At 39.3% G+C, this 22,034-nt stretch carries 24 protein-coding genes; 14 read left to right on the top strand and 10 right to left on the bottom strand.

Annotated elements, in window-relative coordinates; all coding sequences use genetic code 11:
* The first annotated feature begins 5 nt into the window (after positions 1–5).
* Entirely contained in the window at positions 6–404 is a 399-nt protein-coding gene (locus KCTC52924_RS19330; RefSeq protein ID WP_251809362.1) for a thioesterase family protein, read from the top strand.
* On the opposite strand, the gene KCTC52924_RS19325 is transcribed toward KCTC52924_RS19330, so the two are convergent.
* Genes KCTC52924_RS19325 through ribD form a run of 4 tightly spaced genes read right to left on the bottom strand, consistent with a single transcriptional unit; the run spans position 393 to position 3,520 of the window.
* Positions 393–1,004, bottom strand: coding sequence for a YigZ family protein (locus tag KCTC52924_RS19325; protein WP_251809361.1), 612 nt, complete (start codon positions 1,002–1,004; stop codon positions 393–395). The genes KCTC52924_RS19330 and KCTC52924_RS19325 overlap by 12 nt on opposite strands.
* Before the next feature lie 8 nt (positions 1,005–1,012).
* Positions 1,013–1,876, bottom strand: a complete 864-nt coding sequence (locus KCTC52924_RS19320; RefSeq protein ID WP_251809360.1) for a DMT family transporter — start codon at positions 1,874–1,876, stop codon at positions 1,013–1,015.
* On the bottom strand, positions 1,876–2,478 hold the full coding sequence (locus KCTC52924_RS19315) for an HAD family phosphatase (protein ID WP_251809359.1): 603 nt from the start codon (positions 2,476–2,478) through the stop codon (positions 1,876–1,878). The genes KCTC52924_RS19320 and KCTC52924_RS19315 overlap by 1 nt, the downstream gene beginning before the upstream one ends.
* On the bottom strand, positions 2,471–3,520 hold the full coding sequence (ribD, locus tag KCTC52924_RS19310) for a bifunctional diaminohydroxyphosphoribosylaminopyrimidine deaminase/5-amino-6-(5-phosphoribosylamino)uracil reductase RibD (RefSeq protein ID WP_251809381.1): 1,050 nt from the start codon (positions 3,518–3,520) through the stop codon (positions 2,471–2,473). The genes KCTC52924_RS19315 and ribD overlap by 8 nt, the downstream gene beginning before the upstream one ends.
* Positions 3,521–3,562: 42 nt before the next feature.
* Between ribD and KCTC52924_RS19305 the strand changes: the two genes are divergently transcribed.
* From KCTC52924_RS19305 to KCTC52924_RS19275, 7 genes are all read left to right on the top strand, one after another.
* Complete coding sequence (locus KCTC52924_RS19305) at positions 3,563–4,048, top strand: GNAT family N-acetyltransferase (protein WP_251809358.1); 486 nt, start codon at positions 3,563–3,565, stop codon at positions 4,046–4,048.
* A 64-nt stretch (positions 4,049–4,112) separates the two neighbouring features.
* A complete protein-coding gene (gene prmC / locus KCTC52924_RS19300) occupies positions 4,113–4,973 on the top strand; it encodes a peptide chain release factor N(5)-glutamine methyltransferase (protein WP_251809357.1) in 861 nt (286 codons plus the stop codon).
* Between the two features lie 172 nt (positions 4,974–5,145).
* On the top strand, positions 5,146–5,727 hold the full coding sequence (locus tag KCTC52924_RS19295; RefSeq protein ID WP_251809356.1) for a TIGR00730 family Rossman fold protein: 582 nt from the start codon (positions 5,146–5,148) through the stop codon (positions 5,725–5,727).
* On the top strand, positions 5,728–7,722 hold the full coding sequence (gene ligA, locus KCTC52924_RS19290) for an NAD-dependent DNA ligase LigA (protein WP_251809355.1): 1,995 nt from the start codon (positions 5,728–5,730) through the stop codon (positions 7,720–7,722).
* A gap of 95 nt (positions 7,723–7,817) precedes the next feature.
* Positions 7,818–9,152: a GntP family permease gene (locus tag KCTC52924_RS19285; RefSeq protein ID WP_251809354.1), complete on the top strand. Its 1,335-nt coding sequence runs from the start codon at positions 7,818–7,820 to the stop codon at positions 9,150–9,152.
* Positions 9,153–9,157: 5 nt separating this feature from the next.
* Entirely contained in the window at positions 9,158–9,991 is an 834-nt protein-coding gene (locus KCTC52924_RS19280) for a fumarylacetoacetate hydrolase family protein (protein ID WP_251809353.1), read from the top strand.
* A gap of 24 nt (positions 9,992–10,015) precedes the next feature.
* Positions 10,016–10,315 carry a hypothetical protein gene (locus KCTC52924_RS19275; protein ID WP_251809352.1) on the top strand — a complete coding sequence of 100 codons (300 nt, stop codon included), beginning with the start codon at positions 10,016–10,018 and terminating at the stop codon, positions 10,313–10,315.
* A gap of 164 nt (positions 10,316–10,479) precedes the next feature.
* Here KCTC52924_RS19275 and KCTC52924_RS19270 read toward each other — a convergent pair whose 3' ends face one another.
* The 6 genes from KCTC52924_RS19270 to KCTC52924_RS19245 all read right to left on the bottom strand — a co-directional run bounded on the left by KCTC52924_RS19270 (position 10,480) and on the right by KCTC52924_RS19245 (position 16,897).
* Positions 10,480–11,256: an NIPSNAP family protein gene (locus KCTC52924_RS19270; protein ID WP_251809351.1), complete on the bottom strand. Its 777-nt coding sequence runs from the start codon at positions 11,254–11,256 to the stop codon at positions 10,480–10,482.
* A 140-nt stretch (positions 11,257–11,396) separates the two neighbouring features.
* Complete coding sequence (locus KCTC52924_RS19265; RefSeq protein ID WP_251809350.1) at positions 11,397–13,727, bottom strand: FdhF/YdeP family oxidoreductase; 2,331 nt, start codon at positions 13,725–13,727, stop codon at positions 11,397–11,399.
* Positions 13,728–13,732: 5 nt separating this feature from the next.
* Complete coding sequence (locus KCTC52924_RS19260) at positions 13,733–14,101, bottom strand: DUF7009 family protein (protein WP_251809349.1); 369 nt, start codon at positions 14,099–14,101, stop codon at positions 13,733–13,735.
* 68 nt (positions 14,102–14,169) lie between these two features.
* A complete protein-coding gene (gene fdhD / locus KCTC52924_RS19255; RefSeq protein ID WP_251809348.1) occupies positions 14,170–15,003 on the bottom strand; it encodes a formate dehydrogenase accessory sulfurtransferase FdhD in 834 nt (277 codons plus the stop codon).
* 215 nt (positions 15,004–15,218) lie between these two features.
* Positions 15,219–16,130 (bottom strand): bifunctional UDP-sugar hydrolase/5'-nucleotidase, encoded by a 912-nt coding sequence (locus KCTC52924_RS19250; protein WP_251809347.1) that lies wholly within the window; start codon positions 16,128–16,130, stop codon positions 15,219–15,221.
* A 2-nt stretch (positions 16,131–16,132) separates the two neighbouring features.
* Positions 16,133–16,897, bottom strand: a complete 765-nt coding sequence (locus tag KCTC52924_RS19245; protein WP_251809346.1) for a 5'-nucleotidase C-terminal domain-containing protein — start codon at positions 16,895–16,897, stop codon at positions 16,133–16,135.
* Positions 16,898–16,968: 71 nt separating this feature from the next.
* On the opposite strand from KCTC52924_RS19245, the gene KCTC52924_RS19240 reads away from it, so the two are divergent.
* From KCTC52924_RS19240 to KCTC52924_RS19215, 6 genes are all read left to right on the top strand, one after another.
* Positions 16,969–17,502 (top strand): DUF6913 domain-containing protein, encoded by a 534-nt coding sequence (locus KCTC52924_RS19240; protein WP_251809345.1) that lies wholly within the window; start codon positions 16,969–16,971, stop codon positions 17,500–17,502.
* A 2-nt stretch (positions 17,503–17,504) separates the two neighbouring features.
* The gene (gene dapA / locus KCTC52924_RS19235) at positions 17,505–18,395 is read left to right on the top strand and encodes a 4-hydroxy-tetrahydrodipicolinate synthase (protein WP_251809344.1); all 891 of its coding nucleotides are present in this window, start codon (positions 17,505–17,507) and stop codon (positions 18,393–18,395) included.
* A 359-nt stretch (positions 18,396–18,754) separates the two neighbouring features.
* Positions 18,755–19,576, top strand: a complete 822-nt coding sequence (locus KCTC52924_RS19230; protein ID WP_370671489.1) for an outer membrane protein assembly factor BamD — start codon at positions 18,755–18,757, stop codon at positions 19,574–19,576.
* Positions 19,577–19,589: 13 nt separating this feature from the next.
* On the top strand, positions 19,590–19,922 hold the full coding sequence (locus KCTC52924_RS19225; protein ID WP_251809342.1) for a DNA-directed RNA polymerase subunit omega: 333 nt from the start codon (positions 19,590–19,592) through the stop codon (positions 19,920–19,922).
* A 3-nt stretch (positions 19,923–19,925) separates the two neighbouring features.
* Entirely contained in the window at positions 19,926–21,131 is a 1,206-nt protein-coding gene (gene coaBC / locus KCTC52924_RS19220; protein WP_251809341.1) for a bifunctional phosphopantothenoylcysteine decarboxylase/phosphopantothenate--cysteine ligase CoaBC, read from the top strand.
* Positions 21,124–22,014: a DUF4835 family protein gene (locus KCTC52924_RS19215; protein ID WP_251809340.1), complete on the top strand. Its 891-nt coding sequence runs from the start codon at positions 21,124–21,126 to the stop codon at positions 22,012–22,014. Before coaBC ends, KCTC52924_RS19215 begins: the two co-directional genes overlap by 8 nt.
* Positions 22,015–22,034: the final 20 nt, after the last annotated feature.

Raw genomic sequence — 22,034 nt, 5'->3', positions numbered from 1 at the left:
ATAACATGGATTTTAATCAATTTTCTTTTAGGGTGCGGTATGCCGAAACCGATCAAATGGGAGTGGTATATCACGGAAATTATCCGCAATACCTAGAGATGGGGCGGGTTGAGTGGTTAAGGGCGATAGGAATTTCCTATAAAACAATGGAAGAAAACGGAATAATGTTGCCAGTTATTTCTTTGAGTATCAAGTATAAAAAATCGGCATTGTATGATGACCTTCTTACAGTTACGACACGAATCCATAAGAAGCCATTGGTGCGGATAGAATTCGACTATGAAATACACAATGAAGCGAATGAATTGTTGATAACCGCGAACACGGTTCTGGCATTTATGGATACAAAGGCCAATAAACCTATGAAATGCCCAGATTATATTTTGGATAAACTAAATATCTAGTCGTTTTACTTTTACCGGATGCATGGAGGAAAACGTATTTTCCGTACGGTCAGCATCATTTTTTCTTACCGATATAACAATCTTACAGTCCATTTCCATTTCTTGGGAAATAATTTCCAATTGATTTTGTTTTATCGTTCTCATCACTTTATCCATATCAGGATAATCAAAGGAGAGTAAAAACTGCTGCTGTAAAGTCCTTTCCATGATATGGGCGCTCTCTAAGGCCATTTGTGCCGCAGTCCGGTAAGCGGCTATTAAGCCGCCTACGCCAAGTTTTGTGCCTCCAAACACCCTAGCGACAACAATTAACACATTGGTGATGCTAAAGGATTGTATTTGGCCATATATGGGCATTCCAGCAGAATTGTTGGGTTCCCCGTCATCATTAGCGCGATATTTAACATCCTCCACTCCTAATTGCCATGCATAACAAAGATGGTTGGCCGTTGGATGCTGTCTTCTGAGTTCCTCAAGAATCGGTTTTACCTCCTCTTCACTCAAAATCGGAAAAGCATAACCGAAAAATTTGCTTTTCCTTTCCTTGAACAAAATTTCCGTGCTTGGTTCGCTAATAGTTTTATAGGTATCAAGATTCATAATTACACTTAAAAATAGGCGACTAAAATGATGCTGATCACAGCAAGACTGATGCCCGCCCAGTTTTTTATACTGACTTGTTCTTTGAACAATACAATCCCCAATAGGGTTGTAGACATAACAATAGCCACATTGTTAATGGTGAAAACGGAAGCGCTGTTCAGCGCTTTGTGTTGGAGGGCAGCCAACAAAAAATAAATGGAAAAATAATTTGGGACCCCCAGAGCAATACCCCCTAGAACATTCTTTACTTTAAACTTTAATTTGTGTTTAAAGGATCTGACCGCTACAAAAATAAGTCCGGCCATTGCCGCAGATGCAAAAACAGTGGCCGAAAATAAAGGAAATTCCTCTATGGGCACTCGGGTCTCTTCCAAAAATTTAATACTCGTGTCTATTATTCCAGAACCTAAAAACACCAGTGCTGGCAAGATAAAAATATTTTTGGTTAAAGGGATGTCCTTTTCTTTTACAGAGGAAAAATATACGGCCGCCAAGGCTAAAACGATTCCGATTATTTTTAATGGTCCCAGTTTTTCGTTATAGACCACCACTCCAAATACCACTGGGATAACCAAAGACATTTTGGTGGCAACAGATGCAACCGAGATTCCACTTCGCTGTGAAGCTGCTGCCATAAGATTAAACACAAGGATAAATAATACCCCTAGTAACATAGTGCCCCAAAACCAAGGTTTTTCTGGGATTTCAGATAGGTTTATTTCCTTTGTGTAAAAGAAAAAACCAACCATAGAGGCTACTAGGTAATTAACAACAATGGCATATGGGGTTTCTACGCCAGTTTTGACAAACAACTTAAAGACTACAAATATGATGCTCGAAAATAGAACGCTCAGCCCAAGGTCTAGCATTACAACTTATTCTTTAGGTCAATGATGTCTTCTTTACCGACTAATAGATTCCAGGTTTTTATACCCAATTTTGACGCAGCTTCCGTATTTTCCAAAGTATCATCAATAAACAGAGTCTCTTCGGGGATTAGATGATTATTATCCAATACAAATTGGTATATTTCCTTATTCGGTTTTCTAAGTCTTATTTCATGGGAAAGGTAAAACTGCTCAAAACAATTTTTAAATCGCACGTAACGATCCATTCCTATAATCTGTTCCACATGTGGAATATGCAAGGCATTGGTGTTGCTTAAAAGGAATAATCGGTATTTTTTCTGACTTGCCAAGTCCTCAATAAACTTTAATCTGTATTCAGGGAAGTCCAACAGCATGGAATTCCAAATAGTGGAAATTTCGGTGGAGGAAAGATGATTGAAATCTGATTGTAGTTTTGAAATAAATTCATCGGGACTAATTTTTCCAACTTCAAAATCATCATTCAAGGCTAGGTAGCTAGGAGGAAATTCTAAAATCCCTTGATTTATGAACGCTTTAAAAACTACTTGCTTATCCAAGTTAATAAATATGTCCCCGAAATCGAAAATAATATTTTTAATCATGTCTGATCAGTGTTAAAGTATCGGTCAATAATGGTTTGTTTTCTATTACATTTCCTACTATCAACGGAGATTTTAATCCGGCACCAAACTGTGTTTGCCCTGTGAAAATTCTGGCCTCGTCCCATAGATCTTCTTCTATAAAGCTTTGTAAGGTTTTTGCGCCTCCCTCTATAATTACACTTAAAATTTGGTGTTTATGAAGTATGGTACAGACTTGTTGGGCTAAATTGTTCGTGAAATCTATTTTTTCGTAAGTAATGTCTGCAAGTGGTTCCTGTGGAAGGTTGCCAGTAATAACAATGGTTTTTACACCGGCGTCCATAACATGAAAATGGTTTGGGATTTTTAATTCCCGATCCAAGACTATTCTCGTAGGATTTTTTCCTTTCCAGCGCCTAACATTTAATTTTGGGTTGTCTGCAAGTACCGTATTTGTGCCAACCATAATAGCTTGTTCTTGACTTCGCCATTGGTGTACCAGCTGCTGGGAATAAGGATTGCTGATCCAAAATGGTTCAGGATTACCTTCTCGTTTAGTATCTAATGGGGCTATAAATCCATCACTGGTCTGGGCCCATTTTAAAATTATGTAGGGGCGTAGCTTGGTATGGAAAGTTAAAAAACGCTTGTGGTGTTCTCTACACTCTTGATCCATTATACCAACAATTACCTCGCAGCCTGCGGCCTTCAATTTCAGTACCCCCTCGCCGGCCACCTTTTCATGGGGGTCCAAAACGCCGATTACTACCCTTGGGATTTTATGTTTTATTATAAGATCGGCACAAGGTGGGGTTTTACCTTGATGGGAGCAGGGTTCCAATGTTACATAAAGCGTTGCCTTAGTTAAGAGTGTACTGTCTTGAACGGAATTAATGGCGTTTACTTCGGCATGCGCCCCGCCATAGGGACTGGTATATCCCTCCCCGATAATTTTTTGGTCATGAACAATTACACTACCTACCATTGGGTTAGGAAAGGTGCTCCCTAGACCATTTTTGGCCAGTTGTATACATCTCGAAATATATTTTTCATGTATCTTCACTCCGCTAAAATAGCACAATATTGGTAGAATTTAGGAAAGCATATGATAGGGACCATTATAAGGGAAATGGAAATAACGGATAATGAGAAGGTTGCTGGGGTAATACGAATGGTTTTAATTGAGTTGGGTGTTCCAAAAGTGGGCACCGCCTATGCCGATAGCTCATTGGACCGGATGTTCCAGAATTATGACCTACCCAGAGCTACCTACTTTGTGGTGGAGGAACAAGGAAGAATTGTGGGGTGTGCAGGGATTGCCCAATTGGAGAATTATGAGGGGAATGTGTGCGAACTACAGAAAATGTACTTTCTAGGAGAGGTCAGGGGTAGGGGGATAGGAGAAAAAATGATTAACAGCTGTTTAAAACGGGCCGTTGAATTTGGATATGAACACTGTTATCTGGAAACCTTACCTTATATGAAGGCAGCCCAAAAGCTGTACCTAAAAACGGGATTTGATTATTTGGAAGGTCCCATGGGCGATACCGGTCATTATTCCTGTAATGTTTGGATGTTAAAATCTTTATAGATTTTCAACCTTAGCTTTGTAGGTGCTTTACTATCATCTTATTATTGGCAATTAACGGATAAAAATGCAACTGAAAGAGATTAAAAATATATTCCATAAAGAACTGGATACACTTTTTCCCAACGAAGAGGTGGATAGTTTTTTTTATTTGGCCATAGAACATTATCTGGGCCTAAAGCGATTTGTATTGGCATTGGAGCCCAATCTAACTATTTCTAAGGAAGAGGAGGCGCAGTTGTTTAGGGTTTTGAGTGAAGTAAAACTGCAGCGGCCAATACAGTATGTGTTGGGGAATACACAATTCTGTGATCTGGATTTTATGGTGAATGAAAATGTGTTGATACCACGTCCAGAAACAGAGGAATTGGTCTATTGGATCCTGGACCAGCTCCCCCACAAGGGAAAAGAAATTTCCATATTAGATATAGGGACCGGGAGTGGCTGCATTGCGATATCGCTGTCCAAGAACCTCCCAAATGCCGAAGTAAAAGGGTTAGATATTTCAAAAAAGGCCATTCAGGTTGCGAGAAGCAATGCCGAAAAGAATAATGTAAAGGTGGAGTTTGTAGAATTTGATGCCCTCTCCTTAGAAGATTATGAAGGGCAATATGATATTATCGTTTCCAATCCGCCATATGTTAGGGAATTGGAAAAGAGCGCCATGAACAAAAACGTATTAGATTACGAGCCAAGTTCGGCACTCTTTGTTCCCGATGAGGATCCATTACTGTTTTATAAAAGTATTGTTAGGTTTGCCAGTGGCCATCTAAACAAAGGTGGGATGCTGTTTCTTGAGATCAATCAGTATTTGGGCGGAGAGACCAAAAAACTTATGGAAGATATGAGTTTTTCGGAAATTGAACTAAAGGAAGATATCTACGGGAACCATAGAATGTTAAAAGGGGTATGGAACCAATACATTTAAAAACTTCAAATTAAGCCGCGATGAGCAACTTACAATCAATTATAAGCAGTCTTAGTATCGCACTTTGATTTAAATTAAAAATATGAAATGAGCATGACCGAAATCTGGTCGCAAAAACGAATGAAGATATGCGAATCGCATATGACCGATAAAAATCAATAAATATCTACATATGAAAAGCATTGTAGTGTTTTGTGGTAGTAACGAGGGCAATGACCCACTAATAATACAAATGGCCTCCCAATTGGGCGAAGCATTTGCCAAAGACAATATTAGACTCATCTACGGTGGGGCCAAAATTGGAATTATGGGGAAGTTAGCTGCTGGTGTATTGGACAATAAAGGTGAGGTGATTGGAGTGATTCCCGATTTTCTAAAACTTAAAGAGGTCTTTCATACCCAACTTACCCAGCTCATAATCACTAAGAACATGCATGAGCGTAAATTGAAAATGCACGACCTATCCGATGCCATTATAGCACTTCCAGGAGGCTTTGGTACCTTGGAGGAATTATTTGAAATGGTTACTTGGGCGCAGTTGGGACTGCATCAAAAACCAATAGGCTTATTGAATATCAACGGTTTTTACGACGAACTGTTGGCATTCATGTGCACCATGGTGAATAAGGGATTTTTAAAACAGGAAAATTACGATATGTTACTGGTAGATGAATCTATTGAAGGACTTTTGACCAAAATGAGAAACTATCAGCCACAGCCATTGCCAAAATGGATAAAAAAGGAACAACTATAGATGGAGATTAAACAGCAAATAGAAAAACTGCGAAGAGAATTACATCAGCATAATTATAATTATTATGTGTTGGACAATGCTACCATAACCGACTATGATTTTGATATGAAATTGAAGGAGTTGCAGGCGTTGGAGGATAGGCACCCCGAATATAACGACTCCAATTCCCCAACCTTAAGGGTAGGAGGCGCCATTACTAAGAATTTTGAAACGTTGGCACACGAACGTCGAATGTATTCTTTGGACAATTCCTATTCCAAGGAAGATTTGGAAGACTGGGAAAAAAGGATCCAAAAAATATTGGGTGATGTAACGGTGGAATTCACCTGTGAACTTAAATACGATGGTGCCTCCATCAGTCTTACCTATGAAAATGGAAATTTGGTTAGGGGCCTAACAAGGGGAGATGGATTTCAGGGGGATGATGTTACCAACAATGTTAAGACCATCAGATCAATACCATTACAGTTGCAGGGGGATTATCCACTGAAATTCGACATTCGGGGAGAAATAGTGTTACCCTTTGAAGGCTTTGCCCAAATGAATAGAGAGCGGATCGAAAACGGAGAGGAGCCCTATATGAATCCGAGAAATACCGCTGCGGGGAGTTTAAAATTGCAGGATAGCGCATTGGTAGCAGAACGACCTTTGGATTGCCTTTTATACAGTATTGTGGGGACTGACCTAGGATTGGAATCACAATTCCAAATGTTAGAAAAAGCAAGGAACTGGGGATTTAAAGTCCCAACAGTAGCCAAGCTTTGTAAAAACACCGATGAAGTACTTCAATTCGTGGAGTATTGGGATGTGCACAGGCACCAACTCCCTTATGAAACAGATGGAGTTGTGGTTAAGGTAAACAGTATTCAATACCAAGAAGAACTGGGCTATACTTCCAAATCACCAAGATGGGCAATGGCCTATAAATTTAAGGCAGAACAGGTTTCAACTGTTTTGAATGAGATTTCCTATCAGGTTGGTCGTACAGGAGCCATTACACCAGTAGCTAATCTTGAGCCCGTTTTATTAGCAGGTACTACAGTAAAACGCGCCTCATTGCACAATGCAGACCAAATTGAAAAGCTAGATATCAGAGTAGGAGATACCGTTTTTGTAGAAAAGGGAGGAGAAATCATCCCAAAAATAATAGGGGTCGATTTTACTCAAAGACCTATAACGTCCCAACCTACAATTTATATTGACCGATGCCCGGAATGTGGAACACAATTGGAACGCAACGAAGGGGATGCCAAGCATTATTGTCCCAACGAATATGGGTGTCCACCCCAGATTACAGGTCGTATACAGCATTTTATTTCCCGTAAGGCCATGGATATTGAAGGGTTGGGTGGTGAAACAGTGGAGTTGCTTTTTAGGGAGGGTCTGATCCGGAATTATGCCGATCTGTATGGCTTAACTAAGGAACAGTTGTTACCCTTAGAGCGAATGGCAGAAAAATCGGCAGAGAATTTAATAAAGGGAGTCGCAGATTCTGTCAATATTCCATTTGAACGGGTGTTGTTTGCTCTGGGGATCAGGTTTGTTGGGGAAACCGTCGCTAAAAAATTAGCAAAAGCCTATAAGAGTATAGAAGCACTGCAGCACACCACGGTAGAGGAATTGATGCAAGTGGACGAAATTGGACAACGTATTGCAGAGAGTGTAGTTAATTTTTTTCAAAACGAAATCAATTTGGAGATTATTTCGAGACTAAAGGTGGAGGGAGTACAACTTGAGGTCTCAGCAGACAAACTTCTCAACCAGACAGACCTCTTTAATGGGAAGACTTTTGTAGTCTCTGGAGTTTTTGAAAATGTAAGTAGGGATGAGCTTAAGAAATTAATTGAGGATAACGGAGGCAAGGTAGGTTCCAGTATTTCTTCAAAAACTTCTTATCTTGTTGCGGGAGACAATATGGGACCCAGTAAACGAACCAAGGCCGAAAGTTTGGGAGTACCCATTATTTCGGAGACCGATTTCATAGGCATGCTATAATTTTGCCATCCGTTTAGAATGTAGATATTCAATTTTTGTCACAGAAAGTTTAGGGAGGTTATGAAGTTTAAAAAAAAATACTCGAAATAATATTTATGTATACCATCCTACTACTGTTAATCTGTATTGTTTTCATTATTGTAGCCTCTACCCGATTTAAGCTGCATCCATTTTTAGCATTATTGGCTGCCAGTTTGATATTTGGAATTTTTTCCGGACTTCCTTTGGAGGAGCTTATTAAAACAATTAATGAGGGGTTTGGTGCTACCATAGGAAGTATTGGTATTATAATTATTGCCGGATTAATCATTGGGACTTTCCTAGAAAAATCGGGTGGAGCCTATGCTTTGGCCAATCTTGTTCTACGGATTATTGGTCCCAAACGTGTTCATATGGCAATGGGTTTTATTGGTTATTTTATATCCATACCTGTCTTTGCAGACAGCGGTTTTATTATAGTCTCCCCATTAAATAGAGCACTTGCCAAAAAAGCCAAACTTTCCTTAGCGGGAACCACTGTGGCCTTATCCTTGGGATTATTGGCCTCGCACACCATGGTACCCCCAACTCCAGGACCTATTGCTGCAGCGGGAATTATAGGTGCCGATCTCGGTCAGGTAATTCTCTTTGGGTTAATGACCAGTATCCCAGCTTTATTGGTTTGTATTTTCTTTGCGAAAAAAATAGGTTCTAAGATATTTATTGATCCCGCACCTAAGATAACCGAGGAGCAGGTAAATGCCCAATTGAAAAATGCGCCATCGGTCCTTAAATCCTTTATTCCCATTGTTGTTCCTATTGTTCTAATTGTATTGAGATCCTTTGCCGAGTACCCGACCCTTCCTTTCGGGGAGGGAACTTTTAAGTTGGTAATTGGTTTTATAGGGAATCCTGTGGTAGCCTTATTGATCGGAATGGTCCTGTCCTTTACATTACCCGAAAAATGGGATAAGGAAATGTTGAGTACTACAGGTTGGATCGGGGAGGCACTTACTTCGGCAGCCATTATTATTTTAATTACCGGGGCAGGCGGAGCTTTTGGAAAAGTTTTGCAGACCTCGGACATAAGTTCATTGTTGGAATCCAACGTTACTAATGGAAATCTAGGGATCTGGCTTCCTTTCCTTATAGCGGCCGGTATTAAAACTGCCCAGGGTTCTTCTACGGTAGCCATAATTACAACTGCGTCTATTGTTGCTCCTTTAATGCCTGCAATGGGTTTTGATACCGAGGTTTCAAAAGCATTGGCAGTAATTGCCATTGGTGCGGGAGCTTCGGTGGTGTCCCATGCCAATGATAGTTTTTTTTGGGTGGTAACCCAATTAAGTGATATGAAGGTAAATCAGGGTTATAGGACCCATAGTTTGGGATCTGTCATTTTGGGGGGTTCTTCAATGATAGTTTTAACCATAATTAGTTTATTAATATAAAGGAGATGAAAATTTTTAAAACCAACCAAGGGGTTATTATTGAAAATGACTCTAAATTTTACCTTACCGATAAGGAATGGGATTCGTTTATTATGGACGATGACATTTATAACAATAGCCTTAGCTTAATTTACGACCTACATCCTATTGAAGATAGTGCTTCATTGATAGATGGTAACTTGATGCCACCTGTAGGGCGCCAAGAAATTTGGGCCTCTGGGGTTACTTATTACAGTAGTAGGGAGGCCCGAATAGAAGAGTCTAAGGATGCCGGTGGCGGCGATTTCTATGACCGTGTTTACCATTCAGAAAGACCGGAACTATTTTTTAAAAGTGCTCCTTATCGTGCGGTAGGCCATGGGGAACAGGTGCGGATAAGAAAAGATTCCAAATGGAATGTCCCTGAACCTGAACTAACCCTAGTAATCACCCCTAATGCAAAAATAATAGGCTATACCATTGGTAATGACATGAGTTCTAGAGATATTGAAGGAGAGAATCCCTTATATCTCCCACAAGCCAAGAGTTACGATGGAGCAGCGGCAGTAGGACCTTGTGTTTGGTTGACCAAGGAAGCTATATCAATGGATACAAAGATCAAAATTAAAATTGTTCGTAAGGGGAATACTGTTTTCGAGGGTGAGACAGAAGTGGGGCAAATGAAAAGGAAACCTAGTGATCTTGTTCACTATCTTTATCGTGAAATGTCTTTTCCGTACGGTAGTCTTCTAATGACGGGGACCGGTGTAGTACCACCAGATACTTTTACCCTAGATCACGGCGATGTTATTAACATTACGGTAGATTCTATTGGAACCCTATCCAATACGGTAGCATAGGTTATCTCATTTAAAACAATAACAATGTCCATTCCAAAAAGTTATAAGGAATTTGAAGAAACCCTTTTACAACAATTGCCACCGCCACCTTGGCCCGGAGCTTTGAAGGCCATGTGGTTCGATGTTAAGGGAGATTGGGAGTCGTCCCATAATATTGCGCAAGACATGCATAATAACAATGGGAGCTGGATCCATGCGTATTTACATAGAAAAGAAGGAGATAAATTTAATGCGGGTTATTGGTACAGAATGGCAGGAAAAAAATTTCCTGACATAAGCGTGGAGGACGAGCAACGGCAATTGGTGGAATATTTTTTGGAGTAATAGTGGTAGTAATGGTTGTTTCGGATAAAAGGGGTAGTCGATATTAAGTGAAAGAAGTAGGCCGTGAAACTTAATCACGGCCTATTTTATATAAAAATCATATTATCCCCGATATGATTTTTTATCCTTTATTTCCAGGGTATGGAAACACAGCGGAGTTATAATCAATAATCTGAATATTCCGTTGGGTAGAAAAAACGGGTAACGTTTTTAGAAACGTTGTTTTGGTAGATTGGGTCCACCTTTAATTTGTTCCATACTGGGGAATCAGAAAATGATTTCCAATGTGCATCCCTACTGGCCTGATTTTCAAAGGTAGTCATGTACATAAGATTGGGCATATTGGCCCCGGACAATACCTCACCATAGAAAACGGCATTAAAGCCTAAGTCATCAAAGAGTGTTACCTCCCCACCTTTGTTGAACATGGCTACTTTGTTGATGTATTTGGCTTCGGTTGCAGATTCATAGCTTCTCAGTTCGTAAATACGGTCTTTACGTGGTCCCGTTAAGGGAGGAGATTTCATTTTGGGCATGTCTACAAAAGCTTTCAAAAGAATCGATTCCACCCTACTATAGGGAGGATTTTTATAGTGTGCATCCAAGAAATCCTTAGCAGATGCCATATAGACGTTATCTTTTTGCAGTTTGGATTCCAAAGTCTCTAACTGTTGTATGTTTCTCATAGGAATCAAGACATTAATGCTCCTAGGGTTTAAAGAGTCGATGGTCCTAGGTTTAAAAACGCCCACGTTTTTAATATTCAGTTTCTTGAGGGCGGGTAAAAGTGCCTCGCTAAGGTATTTATCTGTTCTGTTTTCCTGCTCTTCGGTATCTAAAAGGTAGGTTTTAAGTTGGTAATATTCCCGCTGTTGGGCTTGGCCCCATGTGCTGATTGAGAATAAGAGTAAAAGAATAGGTAGGTATAAGACTTTGTGCATTAAGTTTAGATTAGAATTAATTATTAATTTTATTTTTAATGATGGATAAGTTAGGGATTTTGAAAACAATGTCTTTACTTTTTTTATAAAAGAAGAACTGCTTTCCTCCACAGATGCTCATATTTACATTGCCACTTAAATCATCGTTGCAATTTATTTTCTATAGATTTATGTGCTTTGAGTTCTATAACCACCGATTTAGAGGTAGGGGTGTTGCTATGATCCGCAGTACTACCTAAAGGCACCAATACATTGGCTTCTGGAAAATAAGTGGCACAACATTTTTCGGGAATATTGTATGCCAGTACAATGAATTTCTTGGCTACCCTCTCCGTTCCATTATGATAGTTGTACAGATCAACCAATTGCTTGTTTTTTAAGTTTCGTTTTTCAATATCTTTTGCGTTCATCAAGAGTACCCTTCTCTCATTGTAGATTCCACGATAACGATCGTTCAACCCGTATATGGTAGTATTAAACTGATCATGGCTTCGTATGGTCATCATTAGGAGTTCCTTTTCATTTAAGGGAATGTACTCGCTGTGGGAAATACTAAAATTAGCCTTCCCCGTAGGAGTATCATAGGTATTGTCTCTAGCGCAATTCGGTAAATAAAATCCCGACGGTTGCCTCAGCTGTTGGTTGTAATTATCGAAACCAGGAATACAGGCCTCAATGCTATTGCGGATATGGTCATAATGCAGTAGGTATTTGTCCCAATCTACCTTAGAATTGGTAAGTGTAGCCTTTGCCAAACCACAAACAATTGCCGGCTCACTCAATAGTTGGGTAGATACAGGAGTTAGACTTCCTTTGGAACTATGGACAATTCCCATGGAATTTTCCACGCTTACAAATTGTAATTCACCATTTTGGATATCCTTATCCGTTCTTCCCAAACAGGGCAAAATAATAGCTTCTTTTCCATGGATGAGGTGGCTTCGGTTCAGCTTTGTAGATACTTGTACTGTAAGATCACAATTTTGAAGGGCTTTTGCCGTATACAGCGTATCTGGGGTGGCGGATAAAAAATTACCGCCCATGGCAAAAAATACCTTTGCCTTCCCCTGATGCATGGCCTTTATACTTTCTACGGTATCATATCCGTTTTTTCGAGGCGGACTAAAATGAAATTCCTTTTCCAGATTGTCTAACAGGTATTTAGGGGGTTTTTCATATATTCCCATGGTCCTATCTCCCTGTACATTGCTATGTCCCCGAACTGGGCAGGTACCGGCCCCAGGTTTACCAATACTGCCTTTTAAAAGAAGAAGATTGACAATTTCCTTTATGGTATTTACGGAATTTTTATGTTGTGTAAGGCCCATTGCCCAACAAACTATCATTTTCCGCTTAGTGGCTATTATTTCTGCCGCTTTTTCCAATTCATCTATCGAAATTCCGCATTGCAGAATTAAATTCTCCATCTCCAAGGACCTTATATGGGTCAGGTAATTTTCAATTCCCTCCGTTTTTTCTTGAATAAATTTATGGTCTAACACGGAACCTGGGCCCTTATCTTCTTTGTCTAATAGTAATTTGGCCAATGCTTGCAGTAAGGCCATATCACCATTAATTTTGACCTGTAAGTATAGATCGGTCAAAGAAGTACTGATGCCCAAAGCACCTTTTAATTGTTGGGGATTGCTGAAATTCAATAACCCTGTTTCCAAGAGGGGATTTACCGAAATGATAGATGCCCCATTCTTTTTTGCTTTCTGTAGTGCGCTCAACATCCTAGGGTGATTGGTGCCAGGGTTCTGTCCTAAAATCAGTACAAGGTCGGTTTCATAAAAGTCTTCCAGCTTTACAGAGCCTTTACCAATTCCTAAGGTATCCGTAAGGGCCACCCCACTGCTTTCATGGCACATATTACTGCAGTCGGGCATATTATTGGTGCCGTACTCCCGAACAAAAAGTTGATATAGGAAAGCCGCTTCGTTGCTGGTTCTTCCAGAGGTATAAAAAATAGCATCGTTTGGGTGTTCTAAAGTATTTAGATGATCAGCTATCTTTCCAAACGCTTCTTCCCAACTAATCTCTTCATAATAATCTGCCCCTTCGGGTAAGAACATGGGCTGTGCCAGTCGCCCTTTTTTACCAATCTCATAGTCAGAAAGGGAGGCTAGGTAGGAGACACTATTATTCTTGAAAAAAGTGGCATCTAATTTTTTAGTGGTAGCTTCTTCGGCAATGGCCTTGGCACCATTCTCACAATATTCTGCCAAGGTACTTCTATCATCATCCGGATCTGGCCATGCACAACCTGGACAATCGAATCCTGTTTTCTGGTTGAGGTTGGCCAAGGCTTTTAATCCCCTACCTATTCCCATTTCCCCAAAAACGTGTTTGGCCGATGAAATAACCGCTGGAATTCCTGCAGCTACTTTTTTGGGAGTCCCAGTCCTTAGGCCCGTTAATTTTTCGGGCGGTTCCGGATTAGGTGATATGTCTTTTGTTTTTTTTGTCATCTCCCTTAATTAATAGCAGCTGGGTTAGGGTAATTGTCAGCTTGGTCTTCCGTGCGTTCATCCAAACAGACAAAATCTTTTTCAAGCAGTAGTCGCAACGTTTGGCCATCCTCTAAACCCATATTGTTTTCATAACCTACCCGTTCCACATCTGCCCATTTTTTATTTTGCGACATTGGAAAAAGCAGGGTTATGGTATTTTCTTGGAATGTTGCTTCCAGGGAGGTAATGTTGTCCAAGGCTTTTATGGCATATATAAAATGTGCACCATTAAATGCGGTACGCTCTTCAATAAATCCCGATTTCTGAAGGGAACTAACCTCTGATCTGGTCAGCCTGTATCGAATGGAATTCCCTTGTATCCTTATCTTCATTTGTATTCTGTTTTTTTACCTAACTTATAAAGTTAAGTTTTAGATAATTGGCCACAAAGTTTAAGATGTTATATTTTAATGCGGTTGGCGCCATTATAAATATTATAGCGGGTTTTGCTTAGGAAACCAACTAGAGTAACATCGTGCTCAATAGCCATTTCCACAGCCAGACTAGAGGGCGCTCCTACTGCCGCAATAAAATGGATGCCGGCCATTACCGCCTTCTGGATCAATTCAAAGCTGACGCGTCCACTAAGGAATAAAATGTGGTTGTCTAAGGGAAAGTGGTTATGTTGAAAGCAGTTTCCGATAAGTTTATCCAAGGCGTTATGTCTACCCACATCTTCCCTTAGGTTAAGTATATTTCCCGATAGCTCAAAAAGTGCTGCAGCATGGATGCCCCCGGTACGGTTGAAAATTGTTTGTTGTTGATTTAAAATTTCAGGGAAAGAGTTAAGGAGGTTCTTTTCTACTTGAAAATTAGCGGAAGAAGGAGGTAAAAGAGAAACTGTTTTTATAGCCTCCAAACTGGCCTTCCCGCAAACCCCACAACTACTGCTGGTATAAAAGTGTCGCTCTAATTTGCTGAGGTCAATATTTTCAGAATTGTTGAGGTAAATGTGTACCGTGTTATCTGCAAGAGATATTTTGTCTATTTGATCTGCGGTTGCTAAAATACCTTCCGTAAATAAAAACCCGACAGCAAGATCGGTATCATTACCCGGGGTGCGCATAGTAATGGAAATGTTTTTATTGCTGATAGGAGGGGAGGCTTGTAGCACACTGATACTAATTTCTAAGGGCTCTTCCACGGCCAGAGTGTCCGTTATTTCTTCCGTTTCATCAAATTTCACTTTGATGATTTTTTTGGTTATGGTCGATTTTTCGGTGTCTTCTTTCATGTTGATGTTTTTTGATGCAGGACAGTTTTACGCAATCAGAGTCACACTTTTTCATATCTATTTAACACTGATTTTAGGTGTGCTGCCCTTGGTTCTTTATTTGCCTCCAAAGGTTGAGAAGGGAATGGACCATTAAATGCCCTCTATGACCAATAGCAATATAGCTTTATCTGGCAAATTAATGCTGCAGGGCTTAATTAGTGGCATTATTTCGCCTAAATGGCAATGGAAATACCTTCGGATTTTGTTGCCCTTCCCTTTTCAAAGTAGAAATCCAATCGTCCTAAATTTATACCAAAACACCCTACTTGGTTCACTAAAACGGGAAGGTTTTTCCTGTTCTTGGCAATTGTAGGCTTCTCTAAAAAGGTGTGGGTATGCCCTCCAATGATCAAATCTATATTTTCAGTGGCTGCAGCTAATTTTAGGTCGTCCACTCTTTGGGGATTAGTATATTGGTAACCTATATGGGAAAGGCAGATGATGAGGTCGCAATTTTCCTGTTCCTTTAAAATGCGACTCATTTCTTGAGCCATTTCTATAGGGTCCAAATAAACCGTTTCTTTATAGAGTTTTTCGGATACCAAGCCAGCTAATGCTATTCCTAGTCCAAAAACGCCAATCTTTATACCATCACGCATAAAGGTTTTGTAGGGTTTCACATACCCGTGTAATATAGTTTTGGAGAAATCGTAATTAGCGGATAAAAAATCGAATTTTGCATATGGTAACTGTGCTGCCAATCCATCTAAGCCATTGTCAAAATCGTGATTTCCAATGGTAGCGGCATCATATTTTAGCATGCTCATTAATTTAAATTCCAATTCTCCCCCGTAAAAATTGAAGTAGGGGGTGCCTTGAAAAATATCCCCTGCATCAAACAATAGCGTATTCGGATTCTCCTTTCGTATTTCTCCTACCAAAGTAGCCCTTCTAGCAACACCACCTAAATTAGGATAGCTAGAGTGATTGTTGGGAAATGGATCTATATGACTATGAACGTCGTTGGTGTGCAGTACAGTAATATGTTTTTTTCCATCTTGTTGGCAAGAATTCATCGACAATCCACCTATACCAACAAATGCAGAAGAGGCTGCTGTTCGGCATAAAAATTTTCTACGTTCCATTCTTAATTTTTTTGTATAAATCGGTTATCTATTGCGGCATGCACGGTATCCACCCTTTTAAAGTAATCGATCATGGTATTTCTGATCAGATAATCGGTATTGGTAAGGGAGATATGGTTTTTAAAGAAATTCATCCTATCGCCTCCGGTCACCAAATAATCCGAAGTAGCCACAAAATAAGTTTTGTTTTCATCAAAGGGTTTCCCTTGAATATTTACCTCCTCCAAGGCTTTGTTTTTGTCTACAACAATTTGGATTCCTGCTATAGGGTGGGGTACACTAGCTGTTATAAGAAAGGCAACCAATTCCCGAACGGCTTTGCCATCCAATTCCGCAACAAAAACAGAATTTTCGAAGGGCATTACCTCAAATGCGCTCCGGGCTGTAATATTGCCTTTGGAAATAATAGATCGTATCCCGCCGAAATTTAGCAGCACAAAATCGATGTTGTTCCCTGTCCTCGACATAAATATGGGGTTTACTTCCTCAAGTACAATATCGGCCATTAAATTTCCTGCGGAGGTGTTGTACTGGCCCTCTGTTTTTGTAATAGTCACTGGGGTATAGGCAAGTACGCTGTCCAATATTTGATTTATTCTATGGTGGTATGGAGCTATAAATTTTTCTATGCTATCTGATGCCGATATGCTTTGATTGATCTCTATTTGCTTTCCACTAATATTTTTTAGCTCGGGCTTGGGCTGCCTACACGCGTGAAGGACACAGATTGTTATAAATGTAACAAAATGTTTGTTTTTCAAAATCATATAGTTCTTACCTTCGTATTAAGTTTGCAATGATATTATTTACATTTACAGTATTGATAATGTAAAAATACATGTTTTTAAAAAAGTTAATAGATAATTTAAAAATTAGGGCCAGTCGCAAGTATTTGCAGCAGGAATTAAAGTCGCCAACAAAGACACTTGTAGGTGGAGAAGGTATAAGTTCTATAGGGTGTATTGTAGATTTGGACCGATTTGATAGTACGGATTCCTTTTATGAATTTATAGAGGAGTTTTCATTGCGGCCCAATTCGGTGAAGATAATTGGGTACAAAAGGTATTATGACAAAAACTCGCCCTATTCCACACCAGTGTTTTCCGATAAGGATCTTGGTTGGAACGCAAAAATTGAAAATAGCTATGCGTTAGAATTCTTGGGCCGGGAATATGATTTATTGGTAAATTATTATACCGAGGATAAATTATTGTTACAATTAATGACCTTAAAGACAAGAGCGAGATTAAAGGTGGGTTTTGGGGAAGTGGATAAAAGTTTAAATGATTTGATATTGAATGCACCCATATCGGATTTTCAAACCTTCAAGAAGGAATTGAAAAAATATTTACGGGTACTAAACGAGATATAATAATGGAACAATTAGTAGGTACGGGTGTTGCTTTGATCACGCCGTTTAATGAAGATTTCACAATAGATACCGGAGCTCTAACAAGGGTTGTAGAGTATTGTATAGCTGGTGGTGTAGACTATTTAGTGGTTTTGGGAACCACTGGGGAATCTGTTGTACTTTCCAAAAAGGAAAAGCAATTGGTTATAGATACCGTACTAAAAGCCAATGATGGGAGGCTTCCTTTGGTATTAGGTGTTGGTGGCAACAATACCGCTGAAGTGGTAGAGGAGCTAAAAAGGGCGGATCTTAAGGATTTTGTAGCAATATTGTCCGTATCCCCTTATTATAACAGACCTACCCAAGAGGGTATCTATCAACATTTCAAGGCTATTTCCTTGGTTTCACCGATACCGATCATCCTCTATAACGTACCGGGAAGAACAGGGAGCAATATGTTGCCAGATACCGTGCTGAGATTGGCAAATGATTTTAATAATATAGTGGCCATTAAGGAAGCTAGTGGTGATATGCTGCAAATAATGCGCCTCATAAAGGATAAGCCATCTGGATTTATGGTCATTTCTGGTGATGATTTCACTGCACTCCCAACGGTACTTGCTGGTGGTTCGGGAGTGATATCCGTATTGGGACAGGGACTTCCTTCAGAATTTACACAGATGATCCGCTTTGGCCTTGAAAATAAGGTTAAAGAGGCTTTTAATTTACAATATTCCTTATTGGATGGAATGGATTTGATTTTTAAGGAAGGAAATCCTGCTGGTATCAAGGCAGTACTTGAGCAAATAGGAATTGGTACGGCTGTAGTTAGACTTCCATTAGTGGAGGCAACCGCAAGCCTTAAAAAAAGCATCAAGAGTTTTGTGAGTTCCGTACTTAAGTCAGTAGTGTAAAATTTAATTAATTATTATTTCGCCGGTGTTTGTAAGTGATTTAATGATCTATTTACAGCAGCGGTTTTTTTTGTAATACTTAGTGGGTTAGATATCATTCCTCCAGGAATAAGCTGGAGAATAGGTAGAAGGGCGTATCAACCTTTCCATTAGAATTACAAGTTACTAGGTTGACCTTTAGCACTATTGAAACCCTAAATAAAACGTCCATTACGGGGCGATTTCTATGGATCATAAATAGGAATATTTCCCAACAAAGTTAAAACTTGTACAAAAAAGTTGCGACAAGAAGGGGAGGGAGCTATTTTAGCTTGATAAAAATGTTTTTTATATCCGTTGAGAATCCTTAATTTTGCAGAATGTTTTTAAAAATGAAGCGAATATTACCCTTTTTATTATTGGCAGTTATCCTAAGCTCTTGTAGTGAGTATCAGAAAGTACTTAAAAACGAGGATGTTAAAGCAAAGTATGATTTGGCTGAAAAATTTTATGACGAAGGCGATTTTAAGAGGGCAAACCGTTTATTGGAGCAGATTGCCCCTAAATATATTGGTAAGCCTCAGGGAGAAAGGGTTATGTTTTTCTTCGCAGACTCTTATTTCCAGACCAAGGACTACAATATGGCTGGATACCAATTTGAAAGATTCCTAAAATCGTACCCTAAAAGTGATAAAGCTGCTGAGGCAGGATTTTTAGGTGCAAAAAGTTATTACAAATTATCGCCGAAATATTCTTTGGATCAAACCGATACCGATAAGGCATTGATTAAATTACAGAATTTTATAAATACCTATTCCGATTCCGAGTATTTGGTGGAAGCCAACATTATGGCGAAGGAACTTACGACCAAAATAGAGCGCAAGGAATACGAAATTGCCAAACAGTTCCATAAGATTGGCGAATTCGACTTTACTTTTTTAACTCCGGCAGTAAAGGCCTTTGATAATTTTGTTTCGGATAATCCTGGTTCCGTATATCATGAGGATGCACTTTATTATAAGTTTGATTCAGCCACCAATTTGGCCTTCAATAGTTTTGATCATCTTAAAAACGAGCGATTAAATAAAGCTAAATCGGCTTATAATGCGTTTAAAAAACAATTTCCAGAGTCGAAGTATCTGAAAGATGCCAACAAGACCTTGGAAAAAATAGAAAAAGAATTACAAAATTATTCCAAATAAAACACCTTCTGTTATGAATATGAACGATTTAAAGAACTCTAAAGCTCCGGTTTCTACGGTAACCATCAATAAGAACGAATTTGATGCTGCAACGGGAAACATTTATGAGGCTATTTCAATTACTGCAAAAAGGGCGGTTCAGATAAATTCTGAGATTAAAAAGGAACTTTTGGAAAAATTGGAAGAGTTTGCTACCTATAGCGATAGCTTGGAAGAGGTTTTTGAAAATAAGGAACAAATAGAGGTTTCTAAATTCTACGAAAAACTTCCTAAACCACATGCTATTGCAGTGAGGGAGTGGTTGGACGATAAAATTTATTATAGGAATACAGAGAAAGACGCATAAAGGATGTTAAGCGGAAAAAATATACTTTTAGGGGTTACTGGAGGTATAGCTGCTTATAAAACCACCTTTTTGGTACGTTTACTTATTAAAGCTGGCGCTAACGTTAAAGTAATTTTAACGCATAGCGCCAGCTCTTTTGTTACGCCCTTAACCTTGGCTACCTTGTCTAAGAATCCAGTACATTCTACTTTTATAAATGAAGAAGATGGTAGCGTCTCTTGGAATAACCATGTGGAGTTAGGACTCTGGGCAGATCTTATGGTCATAGCCCCGGCAACCGCAAATACCATGTCAAAAATGGCCCATGGCAATGTGGATAATTTGTTGATGGCTACTTATCTTTCTGCAAAATGTCCTGTTTATTTTGCCCCGGCAATGGATCTGGATATGTTTATCCATCCTTCTACTGCAGAAACCTTTGAAAAATTGAGTTCCTTTGGGAATATTATGATTCCAGCTACTTCTGGAGAGCTTGCAAGTGGGCTAGTAGGAGAAGGTCGTATGGCGGAGCCAGAAGAGATATTGGATTTTTTAATTCGGGATCTTTCAAAAGGATTACCTTTTAAAGACCGGAAAATATTGATAACAGCTGGTCCTACATACGAAGCTATAGATCCTGTAAGATTTATTGGGAATCATTCTTCAGGCTTAATGGGATACGAATTGGCTCAAAAAGCGGCCAATATGGGGGCGGAAGTATTTTTAGTTTCAGGACCGTCACATTTAACTATTCAGCATACACAAGTAACCCTTATTAAAGTCATCTCAGCCGATGAGATGTACAAGGAGGTGCATAAGCTCTATCGAGATATGGATATTGTAATCTGCGCTGCGGCGGTATCAGATTACAAACCAAAATCGGTTGCAGATCAAAAAATAAAAAAGAGCGACGAGGAGTTCTCTATCTCATTGGTGAAAAATAAGGATATTCTATTTTCCTTGGGTCAAGAGAAAAGGGAACAGTTTTTAGTCGGTTTTGCACTGGAGACCGAAAATGAGAAAGAAAATGCCATAGGGAAATTGAAACGAAAAAATTTAGACGCCATTGTGCTTAATTCCTTAAACGATACTGGGGCAGGCTTTGGTAAGTTGACCAACAAAATTTCCTTTATTGATAAGAATTTGGATTTAAAAACGTTTGAGTTAAAAACCAAGGCAGAGGTTGCTCTGGATATTTTAAACGAAATTATAATCCGTACCCATGCGTAACTTTCTTCTAGCTGCAATTTGTTGTCTTATTTCCATAGGCGTGGGAGCACAGGAATTAAAATGTACTATTACCGTAAATGCGGATCAAGTAGGTCTAACCAATCAGCAAATTTTTAAGACCTTGGAACGTTCCCTGAACGATTTAGTAAACAAAACCAGCTGGTCTAACAGGATTTATAAGGATAACGAAAAGGTAAACGCACAAATGTTCATTACCATTACGGAATACGAATCCAATCGATTTAAAGGAAATATACAAATACAATCTTCCCGACCCGTTTTTAATACTTCATATGAAAGTCCCATTCTTAATTTTAAGGACAACCAATTTAATTTCCAGTATATAGAGTTTCAGCCATTGATCTATAACGAAAATAATATGGATTCAAATTTGGTGGCAGTACTCTCTTATTACGCATATGTTATTTTGGGATTGGATGCGGATACTTTTTCCTTGGAGGGTGGGAATGATTATTTTAGGAAGGCCCAACAAATTGTTGCGCTATCGCAAAGTGGTAGTTTTGCCGGTTGGTCCAAAACCTCCGGTGATCGTAGTCGGTTCGAGTTGGTAGACAACCTAATGTCTAATTCCTATAGGGAGTATAGGGTAGCGATGTACAATTATCATAGAAAAGGTCTGGACATACTTTCGGATAATAATAGTACTGGAAAACAGGTGGTTGCCGGAACAATGCGTTTGTTCGAGACGATGGCTACTAGGCATCCCAATGCTTTTTTGACCCAGACGTTTTTCGATGCCAAAGCTCAGGAAATCCAGAATATATTTTCCGATGGTCCCAAGGTAGATGTAGTTCAATTAAAGGAGACCTTAAATAAAATTGCACCACTTTATTCTTCCACATGGAATGATATAAAATTTTAAGTGGATTATTTACATCCTCC

Origin of the sequence: Arenibacter antarcticus, from assembly GCF_041320605.1 — a bacterium.
In the GTDB taxonomy this organism is placed as follows: domain Bacteria; phylum Bacteroidota; class Bacteroidia; order Flavobacteriales; family Flavobacteriaceae; genus Arenibacter; species Arenibacter antarcticus.
This window is presented reverse-complemented; position numbering and strand designations above follow the sequence as displayed.